General features: G+C 69.1%; 21 protein-coding genes. 10 read left to right on the forward strand and 11 right to left on the reverse strand.

The genetic code is table 11. The annotated features are described in order from the left end of the window. Positions 1-105: 105 nt before the first annotated feature. The 3 genes from AC1D12_RS04805 to AC1D12_RS04815 are packed head-to-tail and all read right to left on the reverse strand — an operon-like array spanning position 106 to position 2,773. Complete coding sequence (locus tag AC1D12_RS04805) at positions 106-822, reverse strand: head GIN domain-containing protein (RefSeq protein WP_477839110.1); 717 nt, start codon at positions 820-822, stop codon at positions 106-108. 56 nt (positions 823-878) lie between these two features. Continuing rightward, positions 879-1,655, reverse strand: coding sequence for a LytR/AlgR family response regulator transcription factor (locus AC1D12_RS04810; RefSeq protein WP_477839112.1), 777 nt, complete (start codon positions 1,653-1,655; stop codon positions 879-881). Continuing rightward, positions 1,652-2,773, reverse strand: coding sequence for a sensor histidine kinase (locus tag AC1D12_RS04815; protein WP_477826568.1), 1,122 nt, complete (start codon positions 2,771-2,773; stop codon positions 1,652-1,654). Before AC1D12_RS04815 ends, AC1D12_RS04810 begins: the two co-directional genes overlap by 4 nt. Positions 2,774-2,976: 203 nt before the next feature. Between AC1D12_RS04815 and AC1D12_RS04820 the strand changes: the two genes are divergently transcribed. The 3 genes from AC1D12_RS04820 (at position 2,977) to AC1D12_RS04830 (ending at position 6,571) form a co-directional block, all read left to right on the forward strand. Then, a complete protein-coding gene (locus tag AC1D12_RS04820; RefSeq protein ID WP_047506599.1) occupies positions 2,977-3,228 on the forward strand; it encodes a hypothetical protein in 252 nt (83 codons plus the stop codon). A gap of 23 nt (positions 3,229-3,251) precedes the next feature. Then, positions 3,252-4,274, forward strand: a complete 1,023-nt coding sequence (locus tag AC1D12_RS04825) for a pirin family protein (protein WP_465112865.1) — start codon at positions 3,252-3,254, stop codon at positions 4,272-4,274. Between the two features lie 155 nt (positions 4,275-4,429). Next, the gene (locus AC1D12_RS04830) at positions 4,430-6,571 is read left to right on the forward strand and encodes an RICIN domain-containing protein (RefSeq protein ID WP_477839115.1); all 2,142 of its coding nucleotides are present in this window, start codon (positions 4,430-4,432) and stop codon (positions 6,569-6,571) included. Between the two features lie 240 nt (positions 6,572-6,811). Here AC1D12_RS04830 and AC1D12_RS04835 read toward each other — a convergent pair whose 3' ends face one another. Both AC1D12_RS04835 and AC1D12_RS04840 read right to left on the reverse strand, forming a co-directional pair. Further along, a complete protein-coding gene (locus AC1D12_RS04835; RefSeq protein WP_477839117.1) occupies positions 6,812-7,975 on the reverse strand; it encodes a PepSY-associated TM helix domain-containing protein in 1,164 nt (387 codons plus the stop codon). Positions 7,976-7,997: 22 nt separating this feature from the next. Beyond that, complete coding sequence (locus AC1D12_RS04840; RefSeq protein ID WP_477839119.1) at positions 7,998-10,202, reverse strand: TonB-dependent receptor; 2,205 nt, start codon at positions 10,200-10,202, stop codon at positions 7,998-8,000. A 110-nt stretch (positions 10,203-10,312) separates the two neighbouring features. Here AC1D12_RS04840 and AC1D12_RS04845 point away from each other — a divergent pair, with 110 nt between their 5' ends. Then, positions 10,313-10,723 (forward strand): hypothetical protein, encoded by a 411-nt coding sequence (locus tag AC1D12_RS04845; RefSeq protein WP_477827489.1) that lies wholly within the window; start codon positions 10,313-10,315, stop codon positions 10,721-10,723. On the opposite strand, the gene AC1D12_RS04850 is transcribed toward AC1D12_RS04845, so the two are convergent. After that, the gene (locus AC1D12_RS04850) at positions 10,724-11,092 is read right to left on the reverse strand and encodes a hypothetical protein (protein ID WP_477827490.1); all 369 of its coding nucleotides are present in this window, start codon (positions 11,090-11,092) and stop codon (positions 10,724-10,726) included. Positions 11,093-11,185: 93 nt separating this feature from the next. On the opposite strand from AC1D12_RS04850, the gene AC1D12_RS04855 reads away from it, so the two are divergent. From AC1D12_RS04855 to AC1D12_RS04865, 3 genes are all read left to right on the forward strand, one after another. Then, complete coding sequence (locus tag AC1D12_RS04855) at positions 11,186-11,956, forward strand: class I SAM-dependent methyltransferase (protein ID WP_477827491.1); 771 nt, start codon at positions 11,186-11,188, stop codon at positions 11,954-11,956. Then, complete coding sequence (locus AC1D12_RS04860; protein ID WP_477839121.1) at positions 11,953-12,384, forward strand: nucleotide triphosphate diphosphatase NUDT15; 432 nt, start codon at positions 11,953-11,955, stop codon at positions 12,382-12,384. Before AC1D12_RS04855 ends, AC1D12_RS04860 begins: the two co-directional genes overlap by 4 nt. Positions 12,385-12,462: 78 nt before the next feature. Then, positions 12,463-12,996 (forward strand): hypothetical protein, encoded by a 534-nt coding sequence (locus AC1D12_RS04865; RefSeq protein ID WP_477839123.1) that lies wholly within the window; start codon positions 12,463-12,465, stop codon positions 12,994-12,996. Here AC1D12_RS04865 and AC1D12_RS04870 read toward each other — a convergent pair. Next, the gene (locus AC1D12_RS04870; protein ID WP_477828804.1) at positions 12,977-13,927 is read right to left on the reverse strand and encodes a ketopantoate reductase family protein; all 951 of its coding nucleotides are present in this window, start codon (positions 13,925-13,927) and stop codon (positions 12,977-12,979) included. The genes AC1D12_RS04865 and AC1D12_RS04870 overlap by 20 nt on opposite strands. A gap of 57 nt (positions 13,928-13,984) precedes the next feature. Continuing rightward, positions 13,985-14,845 (reverse strand): oxidoreductase, encoded by an 861-nt coding sequence (locus tag AC1D12_RS04875; RefSeq protein ID WP_477839125.1) that lies wholly within the window; start codon positions 14,843-14,845, stop codon positions 13,985-13,987. 110 nt (positions 14,846-14,955) lie between these two features. Between AC1D12_RS04875 and AC1D12_RS04880 the strand changes: the two genes are divergently transcribed. The 3 genes from AC1D12_RS04880 to AC1D12_RS04890 all read left to right on the forward strand — a co-directional run bounded on the left by AC1D12_RS04880 (position 14,956) and on the right by AC1D12_RS04890 (position 16,713). Beyond that, positions 14,956-15,915 (forward strand): LysR family transcriptional regulator, encoded by a 960-nt coding sequence (locus tag AC1D12_RS04880; RefSeq protein ID WP_477839127.1) that lies wholly within the window; start codon positions 14,956-14,958, stop codon positions 15,913-15,915. A 116-nt stretch (positions 15,916-16,031) separates the two neighbouring features. Beyond that, positions 16,032-16,406 carry a type II toxin-antitoxin system RelE/ParE family toxin gene (locus tag AC1D12_RS04885; RefSeq protein ID WP_477827032.1) on the forward strand — a complete coding sequence of 125 codons (375 nt, stop codon included), beginning with the start codon at positions 16,032-16,034 and terminating at the stop codon, positions 16,404-16,406. Continuing rightward, positions 16,390-16,713: a helix-turn-helix domain-containing protein gene (locus AC1D12_RS04890; RefSeq protein WP_477839129.1), complete on the forward strand. Its 324-nt coding sequence runs from the start codon at positions 16,390-16,392 to the stop codon at positions 16,711-16,713. The genes AC1D12_RS04885 and AC1D12_RS04890 overlap by 17 nt, the downstream gene beginning before the upstream one ends. A gap of 9 nt (positions 16,714-16,722) precedes the next feature. Here AC1D12_RS04890 and pssA read toward each other — a convergent pair whose 3' ends face one another. From pssA to AC1D12_RS04905, 3 genes are all read right to left on the reverse strand, one after another. Continuing rightward, complete coding sequence (pssA, locus tag AC1D12_RS04895; RefSeq protein ID WP_047506575.1) at positions 16,723-17,337, reverse strand: CDP-diacylglycerol--serine O-phosphatidyltransferase; 615 nt, start codon at positions 17,335-17,337, stop codon at positions 16,723-16,725. 59 nt (positions 17,338-17,396) lie between these two features. Then, a complete protein-coding gene (locus AC1D12_RS04900) occupies positions 17,397-20,195 on the reverse strand; it encodes an AbfB domain-containing protein (RefSeq protein ID WP_477839131.1) in 2,799 nt (932 codons plus the stop codon). 175 nt (positions 20,196-20,370) lie between these two features. Then, a partial coding sequence (locus AC1D12_RS04905; RefSeq protein ID WP_477839133.1) for a substrate-binding domain-containing protein occupies positions 20,371-21,176 on the reverse strand: 806 nt, incomplete at its 5' end.

Consider the following 21,176-nt stretch of genomic DNA (forward strand, 5'->3'; position numbering starts at 1 on the left):
ATCATAATCCGCAGGTCCGGGGTTCGAATCCCTGAAGCGCCACCAAACAAACAAGCCCGCACGAACATCAGGTCGTGCGGGCTTTGTCTTTTCAGCATCTGCGTGTCAAGGCTTGTCCCCGCGCGCCGTGACGTTCCCCATCCCCGACACCGCCCGCCGCACCACCGGGTGCCCCCAGTAGTCGATCTTGCCGGCGCCCGAAATCGCGAGCTGCAGGTCGTCGGTCACCCACAGCTCGGCATTGGCGACACCGCTGATCGCCACCCTCGCGCGCGTGGCCCGCAGCTGATCGGCCACCAGCTTGCCGCGGCCCGAGACGTTCAGCTCGAGTTGCTCGACCCGGCCGGCCAGTTGACCGTCGCCCGCGCCCGAGATGTCGAAATTCACCTGCCGCACCGCGAGCTCGTCGAAGCGCACGCTGCCCGACCCGGAGATGCCGATCACCAGCTGGTCGCCGCGGATCGGCCCCGGCGCCTGCACTTCGCCCGCGCCCGACAGCATCACGTGGCTCAGCTTGCGCACCTGCACCTCGATCGCCGGCCGGTCCTCGCGCCAGAACTTCCAGCCACCGACCGCACGGATGCGCAGGTGGCTGTTCACCACGTCCACCTCGACGCCGCGCTGCGCCGCCTCGTCGCCGGCGACGAACACCTGGTCGCGGTCGCCCTGCGTGAGCCGGATGCGCGCCGCGCCCTCCACGTCGAGCCGGTCGAAGGCCCCCGGCGCATAGACGCGGCCGACCGGCGCAGCCGGCTGCGCCTGCACGCCCAGGCCGAGCAGCGCCACGACCAGCGCACCACACACGATCCGCAGCGCCCTCATTGGAGTACCTTCGTGCTGCGCACTCCGGTGTTCGCCCTTGGAGCGGTCCGGCGGGCTCACAACGACTGCTCCCGCAGCCGGCGCGACACGTCGCGGTTGGCCGTGATGCGGGTGCCGTCGCGCATCTGCACCACCAGCTGGGAGTTCTCGTCGGGCGTCATCGCGTCGACGAAATCGAGGTTGACGATGCAGCCCCGGTGCAGCCGCAGGAAGCGCGCCGCATCGAGCCGCGGCTCGAAGCTCGCGATCGGCAGGCGCACCAGGAAGCTGCGGCCGCGGCTGACCAGCGCGGTGTACTTGGTGTCGGACTTCAGGTACTCGATGTGGTCGACATGCAGCGGGAAGATCTTGCCCTGGTCGCGCACCAGCACACGCGTCAGCGGCTCGGTCGGCGCCTGCTCCAGCGCGATCACCGCTTCGGCCGTCGCCTCCTGCACCTGCGCCGCGCCCGAGGCCAGCGCATGCTCGATCGCCTCGACCAGCCGCTCGCGCGCGAACGGCTTCAGCAGGTAGTCGACCGCATGCAGCTCGAAGGCCGCGAGCGCATGCTCGTCGTAGGCGGTCGTGAAGATCACGGCCGGCCGCGGCCCGTCTTCCGCCAGCGCCTTCAGCACCTGCAAGCCGCTCAGGCCGGGCATGTGGATGTCCATCAGCACCAGCTGCGGGCGCAGCGCGCGGATCTGCGCCAGCGCCGAGACGCCGTCGGCGCAGGTGGCCACCAGCGCGAGCTGCGGCATCTGCGCCACCCAGTCGGCCAGCGCCTCGGCGGCCAGCGGTTCGTCCTCGGCGATCAGCACGCGCGTTTTCGTCATGTCGTTCGTCATGTCTTTCATTGCGGTATCCACAGGTCCACCCGGAAGCCGGCACCGGGCGCGGTGTGCACGCGCAGGCGGGCGCGTCCGTCGTAGTCGAGCGCGAAGCGGCGCTTCAGCGCGTTCAGGCCGATGCCGGTGCGCGGTGCCTGGCCGCCGGCGGGCTCGCCAGGATCTGCGAGCCGCGCCGGATCGCAGCCCGGGCCATCGTCGGCGACCGTCAGGTCGAGGCCCTGGTTCATGCCGTTGCGCTCGCTGACGATGCGGATGCAGCCGCCGCGCAGTTGCGGCGCCACGCCGTGCAGCACGCTGTTCTCGACCAGCGGCTGCAGGCTCAGCGGCGGGATCTCGTCCTGCAGCGTCGCCGGGTCGAGCTGCCAGTCGACCTGCAGCCGCGCGCCCAGGCGCAGGCTCTCGAGCGCCAGGTAGTCGCGCACGAAATCCACCTCGTCGGCCAGCGCCACGCGGTCGGCCGCGCTGCGCTTGGTGTCGAGCACGTAGCGCAGCATGCCGGCAAAGCGCATCAGCGCCGCCTCGGCGGCCTGCGGATCCTTGCGGGTCAGCGCGATCAGCGTGTTCAAGGTGTTGAACAGGAAGTGCGGGTTCAGCTTGCCGGTGATCGCCGCGAGTTCGGCCTGCGCGAGGGCCGATTCGGCCTGCGCGGCAGCCAGCGCGGCGCGGCGCGCACGGCGGGCCTCGATCAGCGCGGTGAAGCCGGTCGCGATCGCGGTGTACACGACGGCACCCCAGATCGCACGCCACAGCAGCGTCTGCGCGAACACCGCGAACGCATGGTCGGCGCCGAACAGCAGCAGCGAGGTCGTGAAGTCGAGGGCCTGCCACAGCGCGCCGAACAGCAGCGCGCACGCGACATGCAAGGCCACCGCGGTGGCCGTGCCGAGCCCGCGGCCCTGCAACCAGCGCACCCACGGCAGCACGATGGCGCCGAGCGCCATGGCCGGCCACAGCTGCAGCGTGGCCTGGTAGACCACCTCCAGCAGCTGCCAGAGGCCGCGCTGGAACTCGGTGCCGGCCAGCACATACAGCAGCCACGACAGCAGGCAGCCGGCCGCGTAGACGAGCCACGGCGTCCAGTCGGTGCGGTCTGGCGTCGAAGAGGTGGCGGGGTTGTCGGACATGCACGGATCTTAGGGAGTCCCGGCCGGCACGGCGGGCCGCTGCGACCGATCGCCGGATCGCGGCATCGAAATGTGGCTGCGGGCGCCCCACCCTGACGCACTGTGTCGAAACCCTTCCCGCCCCGCGGCCTTGCCCGCCAAGGTGGCTTGCGGCGCCGGCTTGCAGTTCAATCGACCGACCGATTCCTGCTGAAGGAGACCTCATGGAAAAGCGGCTGCATCAACTCGAAACCCTGCGCCTGCACGGCGACGACGGACGCGACTACGTGGTGCACGGCTTCGAGCACCTCGCCCGGCTCGACGCCGCGCCCGGCCTCGGCGGCGACTGGGAGCCGACCGGCGAATCCGAATACCGCCTGGCCGACGGCCGCCCGGTGAACGTCGACGCCGACGGCGTGATGACGATCGCGCAGAACGGCGTGCGGCTTTCGCAGCAGGAGTCGAGCACGGCTTGAGCGGTTGAGGGACACTGCGGCGCATGCCCGGAAACGCCATCCTTCACGTCGGCGCCCTCGGATTTCCGTGGGAAACGCTCGACCCGTTCCTCTTCTGCGTCCACCACGATGACGCCTACCCGCGCGGCAATGCGCAGTTCGGCCCCGATGCGCTGCTGACCGGCCGCAACCTCGGCCAGGACTTCGCCGGCCTCGACGGCTGGCGCATGTACCACGGCATGACGGTGCCGGGCTTTCCGTCGCACCCGCACCGCGGCTTCGAGACCGTGACCATCGTGCGCCACGGGCTGGTCGACCACTCCGACTCGCTCGGCGCGATGGCGCGCTTCGGCGGCGGCGACGTGCAATGGCTCACCGCCGGCCGCGGCATCGTGCACTCGGAGATGTTCCCGCTGCTGAAGCGCGACGCGCCGAACCGGCTCGAGCTGTTCCAGATCTGGCTGAACCTGCCGGCGCGCAACAAGATGGTGGCGCCGCATTTCACGATGTTCTGGTCGGAACAGATCCCGCACCACCTGCACGCCGACGAGGCCGGGCGGCAGACCGAGGTCGTCTGCATCGCCGGCCGGATCGAGGGCGTGGCCGACCCGCTCGCGCCGCCGCCCGATTCATGGGCTTCGCAGGACGGTGCCGACCTCGCGATCTGGACGATCCGCATGGCGCCGCACGCACGCTGGACGCTGCCGCCCGCGCAGGGCGACGGCACACGGCGCAAGCTGTATTTCTTCGTCGGCAGCGCGGTGACGGTGGATGGCGTGGCGGTCGACCGCCATGCGGCCATCGAGTTGCGCGCCGGCGCACCGGTCGAGCTGGTCAACGGTGCCGAGACGGCCGAGTTCCTCGTGCTGCAGGGCCGGCCGATCGGCGAGCCGGTCGCGCAATACGGCCCGTTCGTGATGAACACGCAGCAAGAGTTGCAACAGGCTTTCACCGACTACCGCCGCACCGAGTTCGGCGGATGGCCCTGGGACGACCCCGCGCCGGTGCACGGCGCCGAGCCGCAGCGCTTCGCGCGGCGCCCGGACGGCGGCGACGAGCGGCCCTGAGCGCCGGCATCCGACAGAACCATCGGGCGATCCGATGGGTTGCTGTCGATGGGCAAATGCCCTCGGCGCAGGTCTTGTATCGAGTCGCGGCTTGCGTGAATTGGAAACGCTTCCATAGAGTGCGGCCCTCACACCACGACAGAGGGGACACGCCGATGAACACGCTGAACCGGGCAGCGCTCGCCTGCCTGCCGCCGCTGTTGCCACTTCTCCTGTTGGCCGCCTGTGGCGGCGGAAGCGACGCACCGCCCACGCGCTCCGGCGAGTCCGCCACCCATGAACAGGCCGCCGCGCTCGCGGTGCCCGCTGTCAGCGCCGGCCGCTATGTGCTGAAGAACGTGCAGAGCGCGAAGTGCGTCGATGCAGTGCCGCCCGGCAGCGACGGCGGCGCCTTCGTGCAGAACACCTGCAGCGCCGCCGTCACGCAGACCTTCGACCTGACGGTGCAGGCCGGCGGCAGCTACAAGCTGGTCGCCGTCGGCACCGGCCGCGTGATGGACCTGGCCGCGAGCTCCACCGCCGACGGCGCGGTGATCCACCAGTGGACCAACAACGACACCAGCGCGCAGCGCTTCGTGCTGCAACGCAGCCAGGGCAACCGCTTCGCGCTGAAGAACGCCGGCAGCGGCAAGTGTGTCGCGATCGACGGCGGCTCGGTGAACGACGGCGCCGGGCTGCGCCAGGCCGGCTGCAGCACGAGCGGCGCGCAGCAGTTCCTGCTGTACCCGGTGTCGACCACCGGGCGCGGCGTGCTCGCGATCGGCCGCTATGCGCTGAAGGCGGTGCATTCCGGCCTGTGCATGGACGTCGAGAACGGCTCGCTCGACAACGGCGCGAAGACGGCCCAGGCCGCGTGCAGCCAGGCCGACCGCCAGCTGTTCGAGGCCCAGCCCGCGGCCGAAGGCACCTACGCCTTCCTCAACGTCAACAGCGGCAAGGGCCTGGACGTGAGCGACATCTCGCTCGACAACGGCGCGCTGATCCAGCAATGGGCCCATGGCGGCGGCGCGAACCAGCGCTTCGTCGTGACGGACGACGCCGGCGCGCTGCGCATCGCGGCCCGCCACAGCGGCCGCTGCGTCGACGTGAGCGGCGTCAGCACGCAGCCCGGCGCGCGCATCCACCAGTGGGACTGCCTGGGCGCGGCGAACCAGCGCTGGACGCCGGTGCCGGCCGGCGACACCCCGCCGCCGCCCACGGGCACCTGGGTCGGCACCTGGGGTGCATCGCCGCAGGGCGGCAACACCAGCTTCAACCAGCAGACGCTGCGGCAGATCGTGCACACGAGCGTCGGCGGCGCGGCCGCGCGGGTGCACCTGTCCAACGTGTTCGGCAACCAGCCGATCACGGTCGCGAACGTGCACATCGCGCAGCGCGCCGGCGGCTCGGCCATCGTCGCGGCCAGCGACCGCGCGGTGAACTTCGGCGGCCAGCCCACGGTCGTGATCCCGGCCGGCGGCGAGGCGGTCAGCGACTCGGTCGACTTCAACGTCGCCGCGTTGTCCGACGTGGCGATCAGCTTCTACCTGCCGAACGCCACCACGGTGACCACCGAGCACCAGACCGGCCTGCAGACGAACTACGTGGCCGCCGGCAACGTGAGCGGCAATGCGACGATCAACCCGAGCGCGACCAGCGGCAGCTACCGGCTGCTGACCAACCTGGACGTGTCCAACAGCAGCCTGCGCGGCAGCGTGGCGACGCTGGGCGCATCGATCACCGACGGGGTCGGCACCAACTTCGACGCCAACCAGCGCTGGCCGAACGTGCTGGCGAACCGCCTGAACGCGGCCGGCATCGGCGTGGGCGTGCTGAACCAGGGCATCAGCGGCAACAGCAGCCTGCGCGACGGCGCCGGCCCGAGCGCCGAGAACCGCTTCGACCGCGACGTGCTCGGCCAGGCCGGCATCAAATGGGTGATCTATTCGGACGACCCGATCAACGACCTGCGCGGCAACCCGCAGCCGACGCTCGAGCAACTGCTCGGTCCGCTGCAGCGGATGATCGCGAAGGCCCATGCGCGCCAGGTGAAATTCCTGTGCTCGACGCTGACGCCGTACAGCGACAGCGTCTGGACGCCGTCGCAGGAGACGACGCGGCAGGCCTACAACAACTTCGTGAAGAGCAGCGCGAGCGGTTGCGACGGCGTGATCGACCAGGACCTCGCGACGCGCGACCCGGCCAACCCGGCGCGCATGCTGCCGGCGAACGACACCGGCGACCACCTGCATCCGAACACCGCCGGCAATGCGGCGATCGCGAACTCGGTGAACCTGAACCTGTTCACGGTGAACTGAGCGGGAGGGAACGCCGATTGCCCGGGGGTCTGTGTCGCCACCGCACACAGGCCCCGTCATGACCTCCATTCGGCCGCTTCTGCTGCACACCGTGCCCGAACCGCCGGCCACGCCGCCTCCGCCGCCGACGGTGCCGCCACCGTTGCCCGAGATCGACGACCCGCCGTCACCGCATCCCGCGGACCCGGTCATCGAGCCGGGCGCCCCGCCACCGCCGGTGGCGAACCGGGCGAGTTGCGGTCAGGTTTGCGACAAATCCTGCGGCAACCCGGGCAGCCGCACGCCCGCCTCGTCGAGCAGCGACTTTGGCTGCCTGCGCTTGATCCACAGGTACAGCCCGCTGCCCAGTACGACGATCGTGATGAGGTCGAGCAGCGCCCAGACGATCTTCAGCGGCAAGCCGCCGTAGTCGCCGAAGTGCAGCGGCTGCGACAGCAGCAGCGTCGCGATGTACCACGGCACCTCGGGCGACGCGGTGACGGCGGCCGTCCGCGAATCGACCATCACCGGCTGCAGCAGGCGGGCCGTCAGCGGCTCGGTGCCGCGCATGAAGAAGGTGTGGTGGTGCGGGCTCGAGAAGCCGGTGCCCGGGAACGCGATGAAGCCGACCCGCATGTGCGGCGCCTGCGCCTTCGCGGCGGCCAGCATGCGCTGCGTCGGCGCGCGGGCGCCCTCCTCGACCAGCGGCTGGCCCTGGTAGGGCGCGAGCAGCGTGGTCAGCGCGTCGTACTGCCACAGCTTGATCAGCAGGTCGGCCCAGGTGTTGATCATGCCGGTGGCGCCGACGACCAGCGCCCACACCAGCGTGACGACGCCCAGCAGGTTGTGCAGGTCCAGCCACTTGACGCGCGCCGAGCGCTCGCGGCGCACCTCGCCGAAGCGCAGCTTGCGCATGAAGGGCGCGTACAGCACCAGCCCCGAGACGATCGCCACCAGCAGCAGCAGCCCCATCGCACCGAGGAACAGCTTGCCCGGCAGCCCGGCGAACAGGTCGACGTGCAACCGCAGCATGAGGCTCATGAAGCCGGTGTTGACCGGCACCTCGCCGAGCACGCGGCCGGTGCGCGCATCGACCGCGATCGACTTGAAGTCCTGCGTCGGCGCGGGCGTCGGCGTCAGCGTGACGTGCCACAGGCGGTCGTCGTCCTCGGGCTGCGACGCGAACTGCACGATGCGATCCGGGTAGAGGGCGCGCGCCGAGGCCAGCACCGTGTCGAGGCTGGCGCGCGGCGTGTCGGCCGGCATCTCCGGGGCCTCGATCTCGCCGCCGGTCAGGTGGTCGATCTCATGGTGGAAGATCAACGGCAGGCCGGTCAGGCACAGCAGCAGCATGAACGCGGTGCAGACGAGGCTGCTCCACTTGTGCCACCACGACCAGGTCTTCAGGGTGCTTGCGCTCAGCATGCCGCGGCTCCGTGCGGGGGCGTCAGAAATCGACGCTGGCGCTGAGCACGAAGGTGCGGGGCGCGCCGACCACGAGGTAGCCATTCTCGGGGTAGCCGCCTGCAGAAGCCCAGTACGACTTGTCGGCCACGTTGTCGACGCGCGCGCGCAGCGTCACCAGGCGATCCTGCACGTTGACCATCCAGCGCGCGCCCAGGTCCACGCGGGTCCAGGACGGCAGCAGCAGCGTGTTGGTGGAGTTCGCGAAGCGGTTGCCGGTGTAGACGACGCGGCTGTCCAGCGCCAGTCCTTCGACGCCCGGCACCGCCCATTCGGCGCCCACGGTGCCCTGGCTCTTGGGCACGCCGATCACGTACTTGCCCTCGGTCGTGGCGTCCCCGGTGTTCTTCTGCTTCGCGTTCAGCAGCGTCAGGCCGCCGAGCAGCTTGAGACCCGGCATCGCTTCACCGAAGAAGCTCAGTTCGACCCCCTGGTGGCGGTCTTCACCCTCCACGCTGTTCTGCGTGGCCACCGGGCGCGGCTTCTTCGTCGCGAAGAGCGCCAGGCTGCCGCCGAAGCGTCCACCGTCGTATTTCAGGCCGATCTCGTTCTGCTTCGACACATACGGCTCCAGCGTCACCGGCGGGCCGCCGTTGACGCCCGCCAGCGTATTGCCCTGCGTGAGGCCTTCGACGTGGTTCGCATACGCGGAGAACTGCGTGCCGAGCTTGTAGACCACGCCCAGCATCGGGCTGGTCCGGCTCTCGTCGTACAGCGCGTCATCGGCCGGGTCGGAGTTGTAGCCGTAGTCGCTGATGTCCAGCTTCTGGTGGCGCACGCCGAGCGTGACCAGCAGCTTGTCGTCCAGCATCGACAGCGTGTCGCCGATCGCGAAGCTGCTCAGCTTCGAGCGGCCCGTCTCGTTCGGCGAGGCCAGGTCGTTGCCGCGGAAGGCCCCGGCCGTGAACTCCGGCTGCGCGTACGCGGTCGGCGTGTAGAGGTTGGTGTCCAGCGTGTTGAAGAAGTCCCACGCGTAGGCGTTCTTCTTCACGAGACGGAACGCCGTGTACGAGGCCACCCATTCGTGCCCGACCGGGCCGGTGCGCAGCTTGCCGCGCACACCGAGCTCGCCGGTGTCGACCTTGTCCTCTCGCGTGTTGTCGAAGCGCGAGGTCGTGGCCGCACCGCTCGCATCGCTCACGCTGAGGTTGGCCAACGAGTTCGATTCGTCGCTGCGACGCAGGCCGTACGCGGCCCACGCGGTGACGTCGGCACCCAGGTCCCATTCGCCGCGCAGCGTGCCGAACAGGTCGCGCTCGTTCGAGTACGACCACGGCTGGGCGAAATTCGACTTCGAGTCCGGTGCATCCGGGACCGCAGTGGCATCGGCGGCCAGCGAGACGTTGGTGCGGGCGCGCTTGAGCTGGTTGTCCTGGTAGCCGATGTCGCCGGAGAGGCGCACATCGCGGCTGTGCCAGTCGAGCCCGACGGCGGTCAGTCCGGTCCTGGCCTTCTCGTCGTCGATGCCGGTGCCACCGTTGCGGTACGCAGCGTTGACGCGGATGCCGGTCGCGTTGTCGGGGCCGAAGCGGCGCGACACGTCGGCGGCCAGGTTGCCCTGTTCGCCGCTGCCGCCACTGAGCGTCACGCGCGTCAGCGGCTCATTGGTGGCGCGCTTGGGCAGCAGGTTGATCGAGCCGCCGATGCCGGTGCCACTGGGGTTCGCTCCGCTCAGGAAGGCGGAGGCACCGCGCAGGACCTCCACGCGCTCGAACAACTCGGTGGCGATGTACTGGCGCGGCAGCAGGCTGTAGAGGCCGTTGTAGGCCACATCGTCGGAGTTCAGCAGGAAGCCGCGGATGAAATACGCCTCCTGGAAATTGCCGAAGCCGCGCGCCATGCGCACACCCGGATCGTTCTGCAGCACCTCGCCGACGCTGCGCGCCTGGCGGTCCTGGATCAGGTCGTTGGTGTAGCTGGTGATGCTGACCGGMGTCTCCATGTTGTCGCGCGTGCCGAGCACGCCGGCACGGCCGCCGCGCGCCACCTGGCCGCCCGCGTACGGCTTGCTCAGGCCGGCGGCCGAGGCATCGGCGCTCGCGCTGATGTTGACGGTCGGCAGCGTCGTCACCGGCGCGCTGGCCGCGGCCTCGGGCGCAGCGGGAGCAGCCGCGGCGGTCTGGGCCTGCACGGCGGGCATCAGGCAGGCCAGCGCGGCGGCGCAGGCGATCGGCGTACAACGGTTCATGGAGATCTCATGGTGCGCAAACAAGAATGGTTCGCATTCTAGTAGCATGCGCACCCACCCTTGGCAGCGCTACCATCGCGGCGCAACTTTGCGGACAGGGAGATCCACCGATGAAGCTGATCGATGCGCGCACGCTGGCCGTGGCGGTGGTGCTGCAGGGGGCCGCAGGCGCCGCGCTGGCGATGACGGAGAAGGACGCCGCGAGCAACCTGATGCACTTCGCGTTCGCGATGAAGGGTGCGGAGCAGTGCGACAAGCTCGGCTACCCGTCGATGGCCGCACAGAAGCGCTGGGAGAAATCGCATGCCTCGCTGCTGGTGAACTCGCTGAAGCGCATCGAGCAACACGCCTTCGCGTCCGGCCAGGTGACGCCCGAGCAGGCCAAGGACGTCGCGCTCGGCCTGTTCGTGCGCTTCAAGGACCGCTACGACCAGGAGATGGCGCCGACGGTCACCGGCAAGTCGTGCATGCGCTTCAACGAAACGCTGTCGTTCTACGACACGAAGCTGATCAGCGACTGATCACACGGCCAGCATCAGGTGCGGGTGGCTCGCGTAGTTGCGCTGCTCGCTGACCTTGTCCTGTGCCAGCTCGACGGCGATGCCCTCGGACTTGCTGTCGGCGAGCGGCGACTTCTGGGATTGCTGCTGCATGTGCTGCTGCAGCATGAAGTCGAACATCTCGACGAGTTCCGGGCTGCGCGTCGTGTGGTCGACGGCCGGTTCGGCCTGTTTGGCACCCGGCGCTTCGACGGCGGGCTCGGCGGACGGCCGCCGCAGCGCACCGATCGATGCCGCCTGGAAGGCGGACGAGCCGGGCTGCAGCGGCATCGGTCCGATCGACCGGTACGAAGCAAGCGGAGAGGGTGCGGCGCTGACATTGATGCTCATGGCGGGTCTTCCTGGGGTGCCTGTGGTTCCCATGCTGCGCGCCGGCCGCGGCCCGCAAGGCACGGTGTGCGATGTGATGCATGATTTGCCGAAATGACGAGCTCCTTCTACGACCACCTCGCACCGCACTACCACCTGCTGTACGGCGATTGGGAGGGCGCGATCCAGCACCAAGGGCAGGCGCTCGCCGCGCTGCTGGCCGAAGAGGGCGTGCAGCCGGGCGACCCGGTGCTGGATGCCGCCTGCGGCATCGGCACGCAGACGCTCGGGCTGCTGGCGCACGGCCACCGTGTGATCGCGTCGGACATCTCTCCCGCCGCGGTACAGCGCTTGCAGGCCGAGCTGCAGCGGCGCTCGCTGGTCGCGCAGGCCGGCGTCGACGACCTGCGCACGCTTGCCCGCGTGGCCAGCGCCTCGATGGCCGCCGTGCTGGCCTGCGACAACAGCGTGCCGCACCTGCTGACCGATGCGGACCTGCTGGCGTGCTTCCGCCAGGCGCATCGATGCCTGCGGCCGGGCGGCAGCCTCATGATCTCGGTGCGCGACTACGCCGCCATCGTGCGCAAGACGCCCGACGTGCATCCTTACGGCATGCGCCGGGGCGCCGACGGCAGCCGGTTCATCGCCGTCCAGGTCTGGGAGTGGGACGGCGACCACTACGACCTGCGCATGTACCTGACGACCGAGGCGCCGGACGGCAGCTGTACCACCAGCGTCGCGACGAGCCGCTACTACGCGGTGAGCATCGAACGGCTGAGCGCGCTGATGCGCGAAGCCGGCTTCGCCGACGTGCAGCGCCGCGACGATGTGCTGTTCCAGCCGGTGCTGGTCGGCCGGACGCCGCGACAGGGCCTCGCACGATGACGCAGGTCGGCGTGGGCGTGGGCATCCTCGTGCTGCGCGACGGCCAGGTCCTGCTCGGCCGCCGGCGCGGGTCGCACGGCGCGGGCACCTGGTCGGCCCCCGGCGGCCGGCTGGAATACGGTGAGTCGATCGAGGACTGCGCCCGCCGCGAGTTGCTGGAAGAGACCGGGCTCACGCTCGGCGAGTGCGAACGCGGCCCCTATACCAGTGATGTGTTCGACGAGGTCAAGCATCAGTACCTGACGGTGTTCGTGCTGGCGCGCCACACGCTCGGCCAACCCGCGACGCTGGAGCCGGACAAGTGCGACGGCTGGCAGTGGTTCGACTGGCAGGCGCTGCCGCAGCCGCTGTTTGCGCCGTTGCACAGCCTGCGCGCCACCGGCTTCGATCCATCCGCGACGTGTGCGAATTCCGTCTCATCAAAGTGATGGACGCGACAGCGTTTGGCCTCGATATCCGACAAGCCGTTCCGTATGATCCGCCGCTTCACCCACTTGGAACGCGCCATGTCCCTTCGCCTGTTGCCCTTCCTCGCCGCGACCGCCCTGATGACCGGTTGTGCCTTCAACGTCGCCCCCTACGGCGCATCGGTCAAGAACGTGGAAGCGCTGAAAGCCGCCAGCATCAAGCCCGTTTCGGTTGCCAGATTCGAGGCAGCGAAGCCGGGCCAGGCCTCGATCTCGTGCCGTGCCGCCGGCTCCGTCAAGGTCGAGCCGAGCTTCGAGACCTACATCGAGAAGGCCTTCATCGACGAGCTGAAGCTGGCTGGCCTGTATGACCCGAATTCGAGCCTGAAGCTGTCGGGCAAGCTGGAGCAGATCGATTTCAGTTCGGGCATCTCCGATGGCAACTGGACGTTCACGCTGGTCGTCTCGAACGCCCGCAACGAAAGCTTCTCGACCCAGTCGAAGTTCCCGTTCTCCGGCAGCTTCATCGCCGACAAGGCCTGCCAGGAAGTGGCCCAGGCCTTCGGCCCGGCCGTGCAGAAGCTGATCGAAGACGTGGTCCGCAATCCGAAGTTCAAGCAGCTCGCGAGCTGAGTTCCGCCGCTGATCGAGCCTCGGCCTCGATCAGCGTGACCAGCGTGTGCAGCACGCGGTTGACCGGCGTCGGCACGCCGTGCCGTTCACCGCGCCGCACGACCAGCCCGTTCAGGTGGTCGATCTCGCTCGGCTTGCCGCGCATCACGTCTTGCGCGGTCGACGAGAACTGGCCCGGCATCGTCGCGGCCAGCCCGCGCACCATCGCCCACACGTCGCCGGGCACCTGAACGCCTTCGGCCTGCGCCACCGCCAGGCATTCGGCCACCACGTCGCGCATCACCTGCGGTACGCCGGGGTGGTCGACGAAGCGGCCGTACGGCACACGCCCGATCGCCGAAATCGCGTTGTAGGCGCAGTTCAGGATCAGCTTGGCCCACAGCGCGCCGCGCACGTTGTCGGAGATCGTTGCCGGCACGCCGGCGGCAGCCAGCACCTCGACGAGGTTCGACGCGACGCTGTTGGGCGCGATCACCAGGTCGCCTCGGCCATGGTGCAGCAGGTGCCCCGGGCCGGCCATCTCGGTGGCCACGTAGACGACGCTGGCCGCCACCTCGTTCGACGACAGCACGCTGCGCACGCGCTCGTCGTTGTCGACGCCGTTCTGCAGCGTCAGCACCAGGGCCCCGGGCGACAGGTGCGGGCGCATTGCCTCGGCGGCCGATTCGGTGTCGGTGGACTTCACGCAGAACAGCACCAGCTGCGCGCCCTGCACGGCCGCGACATCGGTGCTCGCCTGCAGGCGGACGTGCTCGTCGAAGCTGCGCGTCTGCATGCGCAGGCCGTCGCGCGCGATGGCTTCCACATGCTGCGGCCGCGCGATCAGCGTCACGCGGTGGCCGGCGCGCGCCAGCATGCCGCCGAAGTAGCAGCCGACGGCGCCGGCGCCCATCACGGCGACGGTCCAGGGGGTGGCGGGAGAGCGGTCCATGGCGGCCTTCGGGGTGGCGAAGGCCGCAGTGTCCGACAAGTGCCGCCCGGGTGCCGCTCAGGTGCCTTTCGGGAAATCGGTCGACGCCGACAGCCGCTCCCACGCCGCCGTCTCGCGCTCGACGAAGGCGTGCTTGTCGCGGATCGTCTGCAGCGTGTCGGTGCCCAGCGGCAAGCGCAGTGGCGGCGTCGCCGATTCCACCAGCGCGAGCATCGCCTGCGCCAGGCRCAGCGGATCGCCCGGCTGGTTCAGGCTGATGCGCTTCGCGGCCTCGCGCACCTGGCCCGAGCTCGGCGCGTAGTCGTCGAGGACGCGCGGCGAAACCACCAGCGACGAGCCTTCGAGGAACTCGGTGCGGAAGTAGCCGGGCTCGACCACGGTGGCATGGATGCCCAGCGGTTGCAGCTCGGCGTGCAGTGCCTCGGTCAGGCCTTCSACSGCRAACTTGGTCGAGCAGTAGACACCGAAGCCSGCGCCCGAGCGGTAGCCGCCGAGCGACGAGATGTTGATCACGTGGCCGCKGCGGCGCGYRCGCATSGWYGGCAGCACRGCRCGYGTSACGTTCAGCAGSCCGAACACRTTGGTSTCGTASAGGCGSCGCACYTCGTCGSCGCTGGCYTCYTCSACCGCGCCSAGCAGGCCGTAGCCGGCGTTGTTGACCAGGATGTCGATGCGGCCGAAGCGGGCCAGCGCAGCCTCGGCGGCGGCCGCGGCCTGCGCCTCGGACGTGACGTCGAGCGCGAGCGCCAGCAGGCCGGGCTGCGCGCCGAAGCGCTGCTGCAGCGACGTGGCATCGCGCGAGGTCGCGACGACGGCGTCGCCCTGCGCGAGGGCTGCTTCGACGATGCGTGCGCCGATGCCGCGGGCCGCGCCGGTGATGAACCAGACGCGCTTGAAATCGGAGGAAGTGGAGCTCATGGCGATGTCCTTGCGGAGGTGATGGAGTGAGCGAACTCTAGGCAAGCGATTGCAAGTCAACTAGCCCACAATCAATGGTTTCATCCGCAAGCAGATCGTGAGAATCGACCATGGCCTTCAACGAACTCCGCGCCATCGCCACCTTCGTCAAGGCGGTCGAGCTGGGCAGCCTGCGCCAGGCCGCGACGGCGCAGGCGATCACGCCGCAGGCCGCGAGCCAGGCGCTGGCGCAGCTCGAGGGGCACCTGGGGGTGCGGCTGATCCACCGCACGACGCGGCGGCTCAGCCTGACCGAGGAAGGGCAGCAGTTCCTCGACGCGGCGCAGCCGGGGCTGGCAACACTGCAGCGGGCGCTGCACGGTGCGCGGCGCGGGCGCGACGAGATCGCCGGGCCGCTGCGCATCGTCGCGACGCGCTCGCTGATGCTGCCGGTGCTGTGGCCGGTGCTGGCGGAGTTCTGCGAGCGGCATCCCGACATCGAGCCCGACGTGCAGCTGGACGATCGCCTGGGCAACTGGGTCGAGGACCGTGTCGACGTCGGCTTCCGCGCCGGCACGCCGCCGGCCGACGGCGTGATCTCGCGCCGGCTGTTTCCGCTGCAGCTGGTGGTGTGTGCGACGCYGGGTTACCTGGCGAGGTACGGCACGCCGCGGCACATCGACGACCTGGCGCAGCACCGCTGCAGCGGCTTCCGGCATCCGGCGACCAACAAGGTGATGCCGTGGGAGTTCAAGGTCGGCGCCGAGATCGTCGCGCGCGATTTCGCGCCGGTGCTGTGCACCAACGATGTCGAGCTGGAGGCGAACGCGGTGCTGTCAGGCCATGCGATCGGCCAGCTGGTGGGCGTGACCGCCGCGCCGCTGGTGCGCAGCGGCCAGCTGGTGCCGGTGCTGACCGAGCATGTGGCCGAGCACCTGAGCCTGTACCTGTACTACGGCAGCCGCATCGCACAACCGGCCCGCGTTCGGGCCTTCATTGACCTGGTGGTGGAGCGGGCGGCGGGGAATGCGGCGTACTTCCTGGAGCCGCATGAGCTGAGTGGCACGAAGCGGCGCAGGAAAGTGAACTGAGTGCACGGAAGGTGAAGGAAATGAGGACATGACAACGGGCGCGATTTGATAGCTTGCAACGCCGTCCCGCCACCGATGCCCTTCTACTTCAAAGTAGCACCCAGTGCTAGACTTTCATGCCCGTCACCTCGTCGCAGGTCTTCAAGACCGCCTGGTTTGCAAAGGCAGCCAGCAAATCGAAGATTCCCGATACCGATTTGTGTGCTGCCGTGCTGCAGGCGATGCGAGGCCAGGCAGAGGATCTCGGTGCAGGGGTATTCAAGAAGCGACTCAACGACAACCTGCACCGATCCATCCTTCTGGCGAAAGGCGGTCGTCGTTGGGTGTTCGAATTCCTCTTTGCAAAGAGCGACCGCGCGAACATCAGTGATGAGGAGCTGGCGGCATTCAGGAAGCTCGCTCGCGTCTACGCCGCGTTGGATGAATCACAAGTGACTGAGTTGATCGCGAGCGGACAGTTTGTGGAGATTTGCAATGCCGACAAAGCGTAAATTCAAAAGCGATGCCTTCGAGGCCATCCATCAATCCGCGAGCGCGCTCAGGCAGATTGGAGCCATCGACAAGGCAACGATGCGTCAATTCGACGAAACCTGCGTGTCAGCGCCGCCGGCCATCAGCCCGATCCAGATCAAGCGCATCCGCGAAAGCGCCCACGTCAGCCAACCGRTATTCGCGCTCTACCTGAACACCAGCGAATCGACCGTACAGAAGTGGGAGGCTGGCACCAAACGCCCCAGCGGCATGGCGCTCAAGTTGCTCTCGATCGTGCGCAAACACGGCTTGCAGGTTCTCACCTGAACCAGCCGTTCACGGCTTCGGAATCCGGATCCGGCTGATCATCAGCGAGCCGGAGAGCCCGAACAGCAGCACCAGCGGGTGGAAGTAGTGTTCGCCGACCATCACCTCGCCGAACCACAGGTTCGGGCCGAGCGCGCCGGCCGAGGCGGCCGCCGCGAGCATCAGCACCAGCACGATCGAGGTCGGGATCGGCGTGCCTTCGAAGTGCGTGACCTTGCCGCTGTCGTCCGACAGCGCCTCGGCGGTGACGTTGTAGCGCGCCAGGCGCGACACGCCGCAGGCGACGAAGTACGCCAGCACGATGCGGTCGTACAGGCCACGCATGCCGCAGCCGTAGGCGATGATCGCCGGCGCGACGCCGAACGAGATCACGTCGGCCAGCGAATCGAGCTCGCGGCCCAGCGCCGACGCCTTCTGGCGCCAGCGCGCGACGCGGCCGTCGAGGATGTCGAACACCAGCGCGGCGATCACCAGGCCGCAGGCGAAGTGGATGTGCACGACGTTCGCCGTCGCGAGGTAGGACATCATCGAGAACAGCGCGCCGGTGCCGGACACGGCATTGCCGAGCGTGAACCAGTCCGCCAGGTGGAACTCGCGGATCATCGAAAACGGCTTCGGCTTCATGCGCTGGCGCTCCTCGTCGGTCGGGCGGGCAGTTTAGTTGACTGCCCGCCCCCACCGCATCAAGGGGCCCAGGCGTTCTCCACCGCCCAGCGCGTGTCGGCATCGAAGCTGCCCGACGTGTTCCACGCCGAGCCGCCGATGCCATCGGCGATCCACACCTCGGCCGCGTAGTGGCGCAKGTAGCGCCCCGGGTAGTTGTAGGACGCAAAGCGGGTCCCCGCGCTGCCGTCGGCCGTCCCCTGCGCGCAGAAGGTGGCATCGGCACGGTACAGGTCGCCGGCCTGCAGCGCGTCGCGCCGCACCCGCGAGTTGCTGTGGCGCAGGTACTCGCCCGGGAAGTTGCGCGACTCGAACGAGTAGCAGCTGCCATCGGCCAGCCCCGGCACCATGCGCCAGCTCGCGTCCGCCTTCAGCGTGCTGTCGCTCGCGGCCGTCACCACCTCGGTGAAGGCCAGCGCATCCTGGTGACGCACGTAGCGGTTGTCGTAGCCCGGCGTCAGCACGCGCAGCGAATGCACGGTGTTCGGCGCCACCACCACGCTGCTGCGCCACCAGCCGGCCTGCGGCGACCACGACGCATCGGCGCGGAACAGGCTGGTGTCCTGGAACGGGTTCAGCCAGACCTCCGCGTTGGCATGCCGGATGTAGTAGCCCGGGTTGTTCTTCGACTCGAGCGAGATGCCACCGTTGCCGTCCAGCGCCTTGCGGGCGCAGAACGTGGCGTCGGCCTTGAACAGCGCGCTGTTGTCGTTCGGGTCGATGCGCAGGCGGAAGGCCTGGTGGCGCAGGAACTGCCCCGGCTGGTTGACCGACTCGAAGGACAGGCAGCTCGCGTCGCCCAGCCCGTTGACCACCTTCCACGACGCGTCCTTCTTCAGCAGCTCGCTGCTGGCGGCATCGACCACCTCGGTCACGCCCAGGCTGTTGGCGTGGCGGATGAAGCGGTTGGTCACGCCCGGCGTCACGGTGCGCAACGAGTACGAGGTGCCGCGCCGCAGGAAGGGCACGCCGTCGATCAGCGCCTGGTGCGCCGCCCGGACCTGCGCGAAGTCCATCTTCCTGACCTGGCGGTCATAGGTCAGGAACCCGTTCAACTCGTCCTCGACGTCCGAGATCTCGGTGTACACCGCGGCACTCAGGCCGCGGGAAGACACCAGCTCGCGCAATCCTTCCACCTGTTGCAGGTAGACGTTGGTCAGCGTCGTCGAGTCGGGGTAGAGGTTGTAGCAGCAGGTCGAGGCCGGGTTCCACATGTGGCCGTCCACGCGCAGCCCGTTGCCGCCGAACTCGCCCAGCACGGACAGCCGGTTCGGCTGCCAGGCCGGCGCACTCGGGCCCGGGTAGTCGTGGTTGTCGATCAGGTCGCCAGCCCCCTGGTCGCCCGGGGCGAAGTTGATGCCCGAGTGGGTGTCGATCAGGCGGCTCGGGTCCCAGCCCTTGAAGACGCCGGCCATGCGGACCATGTCGAAGTCGCCCCAGCTCTCGTTGAAGATCACCCAGGTGATGACCGACGGCGACGAACGGTGCTCGTCGACGATCTCGCGGTCTTCGGCCTCCACCTTGGCGCGCACCGCGGCGCTGGTCTCGGCGTCCCAGGCATGCGGCATGTCCTGCCAGACCAGGATGCCCAGCTTGTCGGCCCAGTAGAACCAGCGCTGCGGCTCGACCTTGATGTGCTTGCGGACCATGTTGAAGCCCAGGTCCTTGATGGCCACCAGGTCGGATTTCAGCGCCTCGTCGGTCGGCGCGGTGTACAGGCCGTCGGGCCAGAAGCCCTGGTCGAGCGGGCCGTACTGGAACACGAACTTGCCGTTGAGCAGCGGACGCGGCACGCCGTTGACATTGCCGATCGCGATCGAGCGCATGCCGAAGTAGCTGCCGACCTCGTCGACCACGCTGCCGCCGCTGCGCACGCGGACCTTCAGGTCATACAGGAAGGGATCGGTGGGCGACCACAGGTGCGCATTCGGCACCGGCACGGTGAACTCGACATCGCCGCTGCCGGTGGCCGTACCCACCTGGGCGCCACCGGTCGAGGCCACGGCCTCGATCGAGGTACCACCCAGGTTGCTGCCGCGCACGACGATGCGCAGCCGGTTGTTCGCCACGTCCGGCGTCATGTCGAGCCGCGTGACGTGCGGTGCCGCGACCGGCTCCAGCCACACCGTCTGCCAGAYGCCCGAACTCGGCGTGTAGAAGATGCCGCCAGGGTTCAGCGTCTGCTTGCCCAGCATGTCATCGCCGGTGGTCGGGTCGAACGCGCCGACGACCAGGTCGTTGCTGCCGCTGCGCAGCCAGGGCGTGATGTCGAAGCTGAACGCGTCGTAGCCGCCGCTGTGCTGGCCGACCTGCTGGCCGTTGACGTAGACGGTGGCCTTGCGGTCGACCGCGCCGAAATTCAGCTTCACGCGCTTGCCGCCCCAGCCGGCCGGCACGCTGAACGTGCGCTTGTACCAGAGGTTGCGGTCGTTCATGCGCTGGATGCCGGAGAGGTAGGACTCCACCGGGTACGGCACCTTGACCTGCTCCGGGTTGGCCGGAAAGGCCGGCGCGGTGGCCGGCGGGCTGTCGGCGTCGGGCGCGGCGCTGCCGCCGTTGTAGTTCCAGGTGCCGTTGAGGTTGAGCCAGTCGGCGCGTGTCAGCTGCGGGCGCGGGTACTCGGGCAGCGGCACCGCGGCCTGCTGGGCGGCAGCGGTCCACGGCGTCGTCAGGCGCGCGCTGACGGCCTGGACGGATTCGTGGGAGGGGCTCGCCTGCTGCGGAACGTCGGTGGCTGCGGATTCGCTGCCGCCGCCGCAACTCGCGGTGATCAATGGGACGAGCAGAGTCGCCAGCCATCGCCGGTAGGTGGTGTTCATCGTGTCTCCTTCTGTGGCCTCGGAACGGGGTGTCTGCGGCACCAGCCCGATGACGGACGGCTCGTGCCAGGGCACGGCGCATCGCTAATAATTGACTAATATTAGGCGCACGGCGACCGCTGCGCGTCAACTGCGCAGATGCAAGGCCGTGTGATGGGAATGGGCTTGGAGGGACTCAGCCGACGGTCTGTCGCAGCACCAGCCGGCCATCGACCTTGACGCGACGGCGACGGCCGCCGGGCGCGGCGACCTGGGCCAGCAGCATCTCCACCGCGAGCCGCCCCATCTCGTAGTTGGGCAGCACCAGCGTGGTCAGCGGCGGGCTGGTGTGGCGTGCGATCTCCTGGTCGTCGTAGCCGATCACCGCCACGTCGCGCGGCACCTGTCTGCCCAGCTCGCGCAGCGCCGCGAGGCAGCCGACGGCCATCAGGTCGTTGGCACAGAAGATCGCCGTCGGCGCCTTCGGCTGCTTCATCAGCGACAGCGTGTGGTCGTGGCCCGAGGCGACATGCCAGTCGCCCTCGCGCACCAGCGCGGCGTCGTAGGCGATGTCGGCGCTCGCGAGCGCGCGGCGGTAGCCCTTCAGCCGATCGTGCGCAGCATCCATCCAGGGTTCGCCGTTGATGAAGGCGATGCGCCGGTGGCCGGCGTCGAGCAGGCACTCGGTCGCGGCGAAACCGCCCAGCACCTCGGAGGGCTCGACCGACGAGAAGCGCGGYTCGCCGCCCGATGCAGGCTCCACCTCGCTGCAGTTCAGCAGCACCGTGGGCACGCGGCCGAGCTGCGGCGGCACGCTGACCTGGCGCGTGAAGATCGTCGAGTAGACGACACCGACCAGCGCCGGGTTGGCCAGCATCGTCGACAGCACGGCGGCCTCGATGCCGGCATTCGAGCGCGTCGCGAACACTGCCACCAGCGCGCCCTGGCTCCAGGCCTCGTCCTTCGCGCCGTCGATCGACAGCACCGGGTGCGGGCTGGTGG

Source organism: Rhizobacter sp. P1_G5 (genome assembly GCF_056405435.1).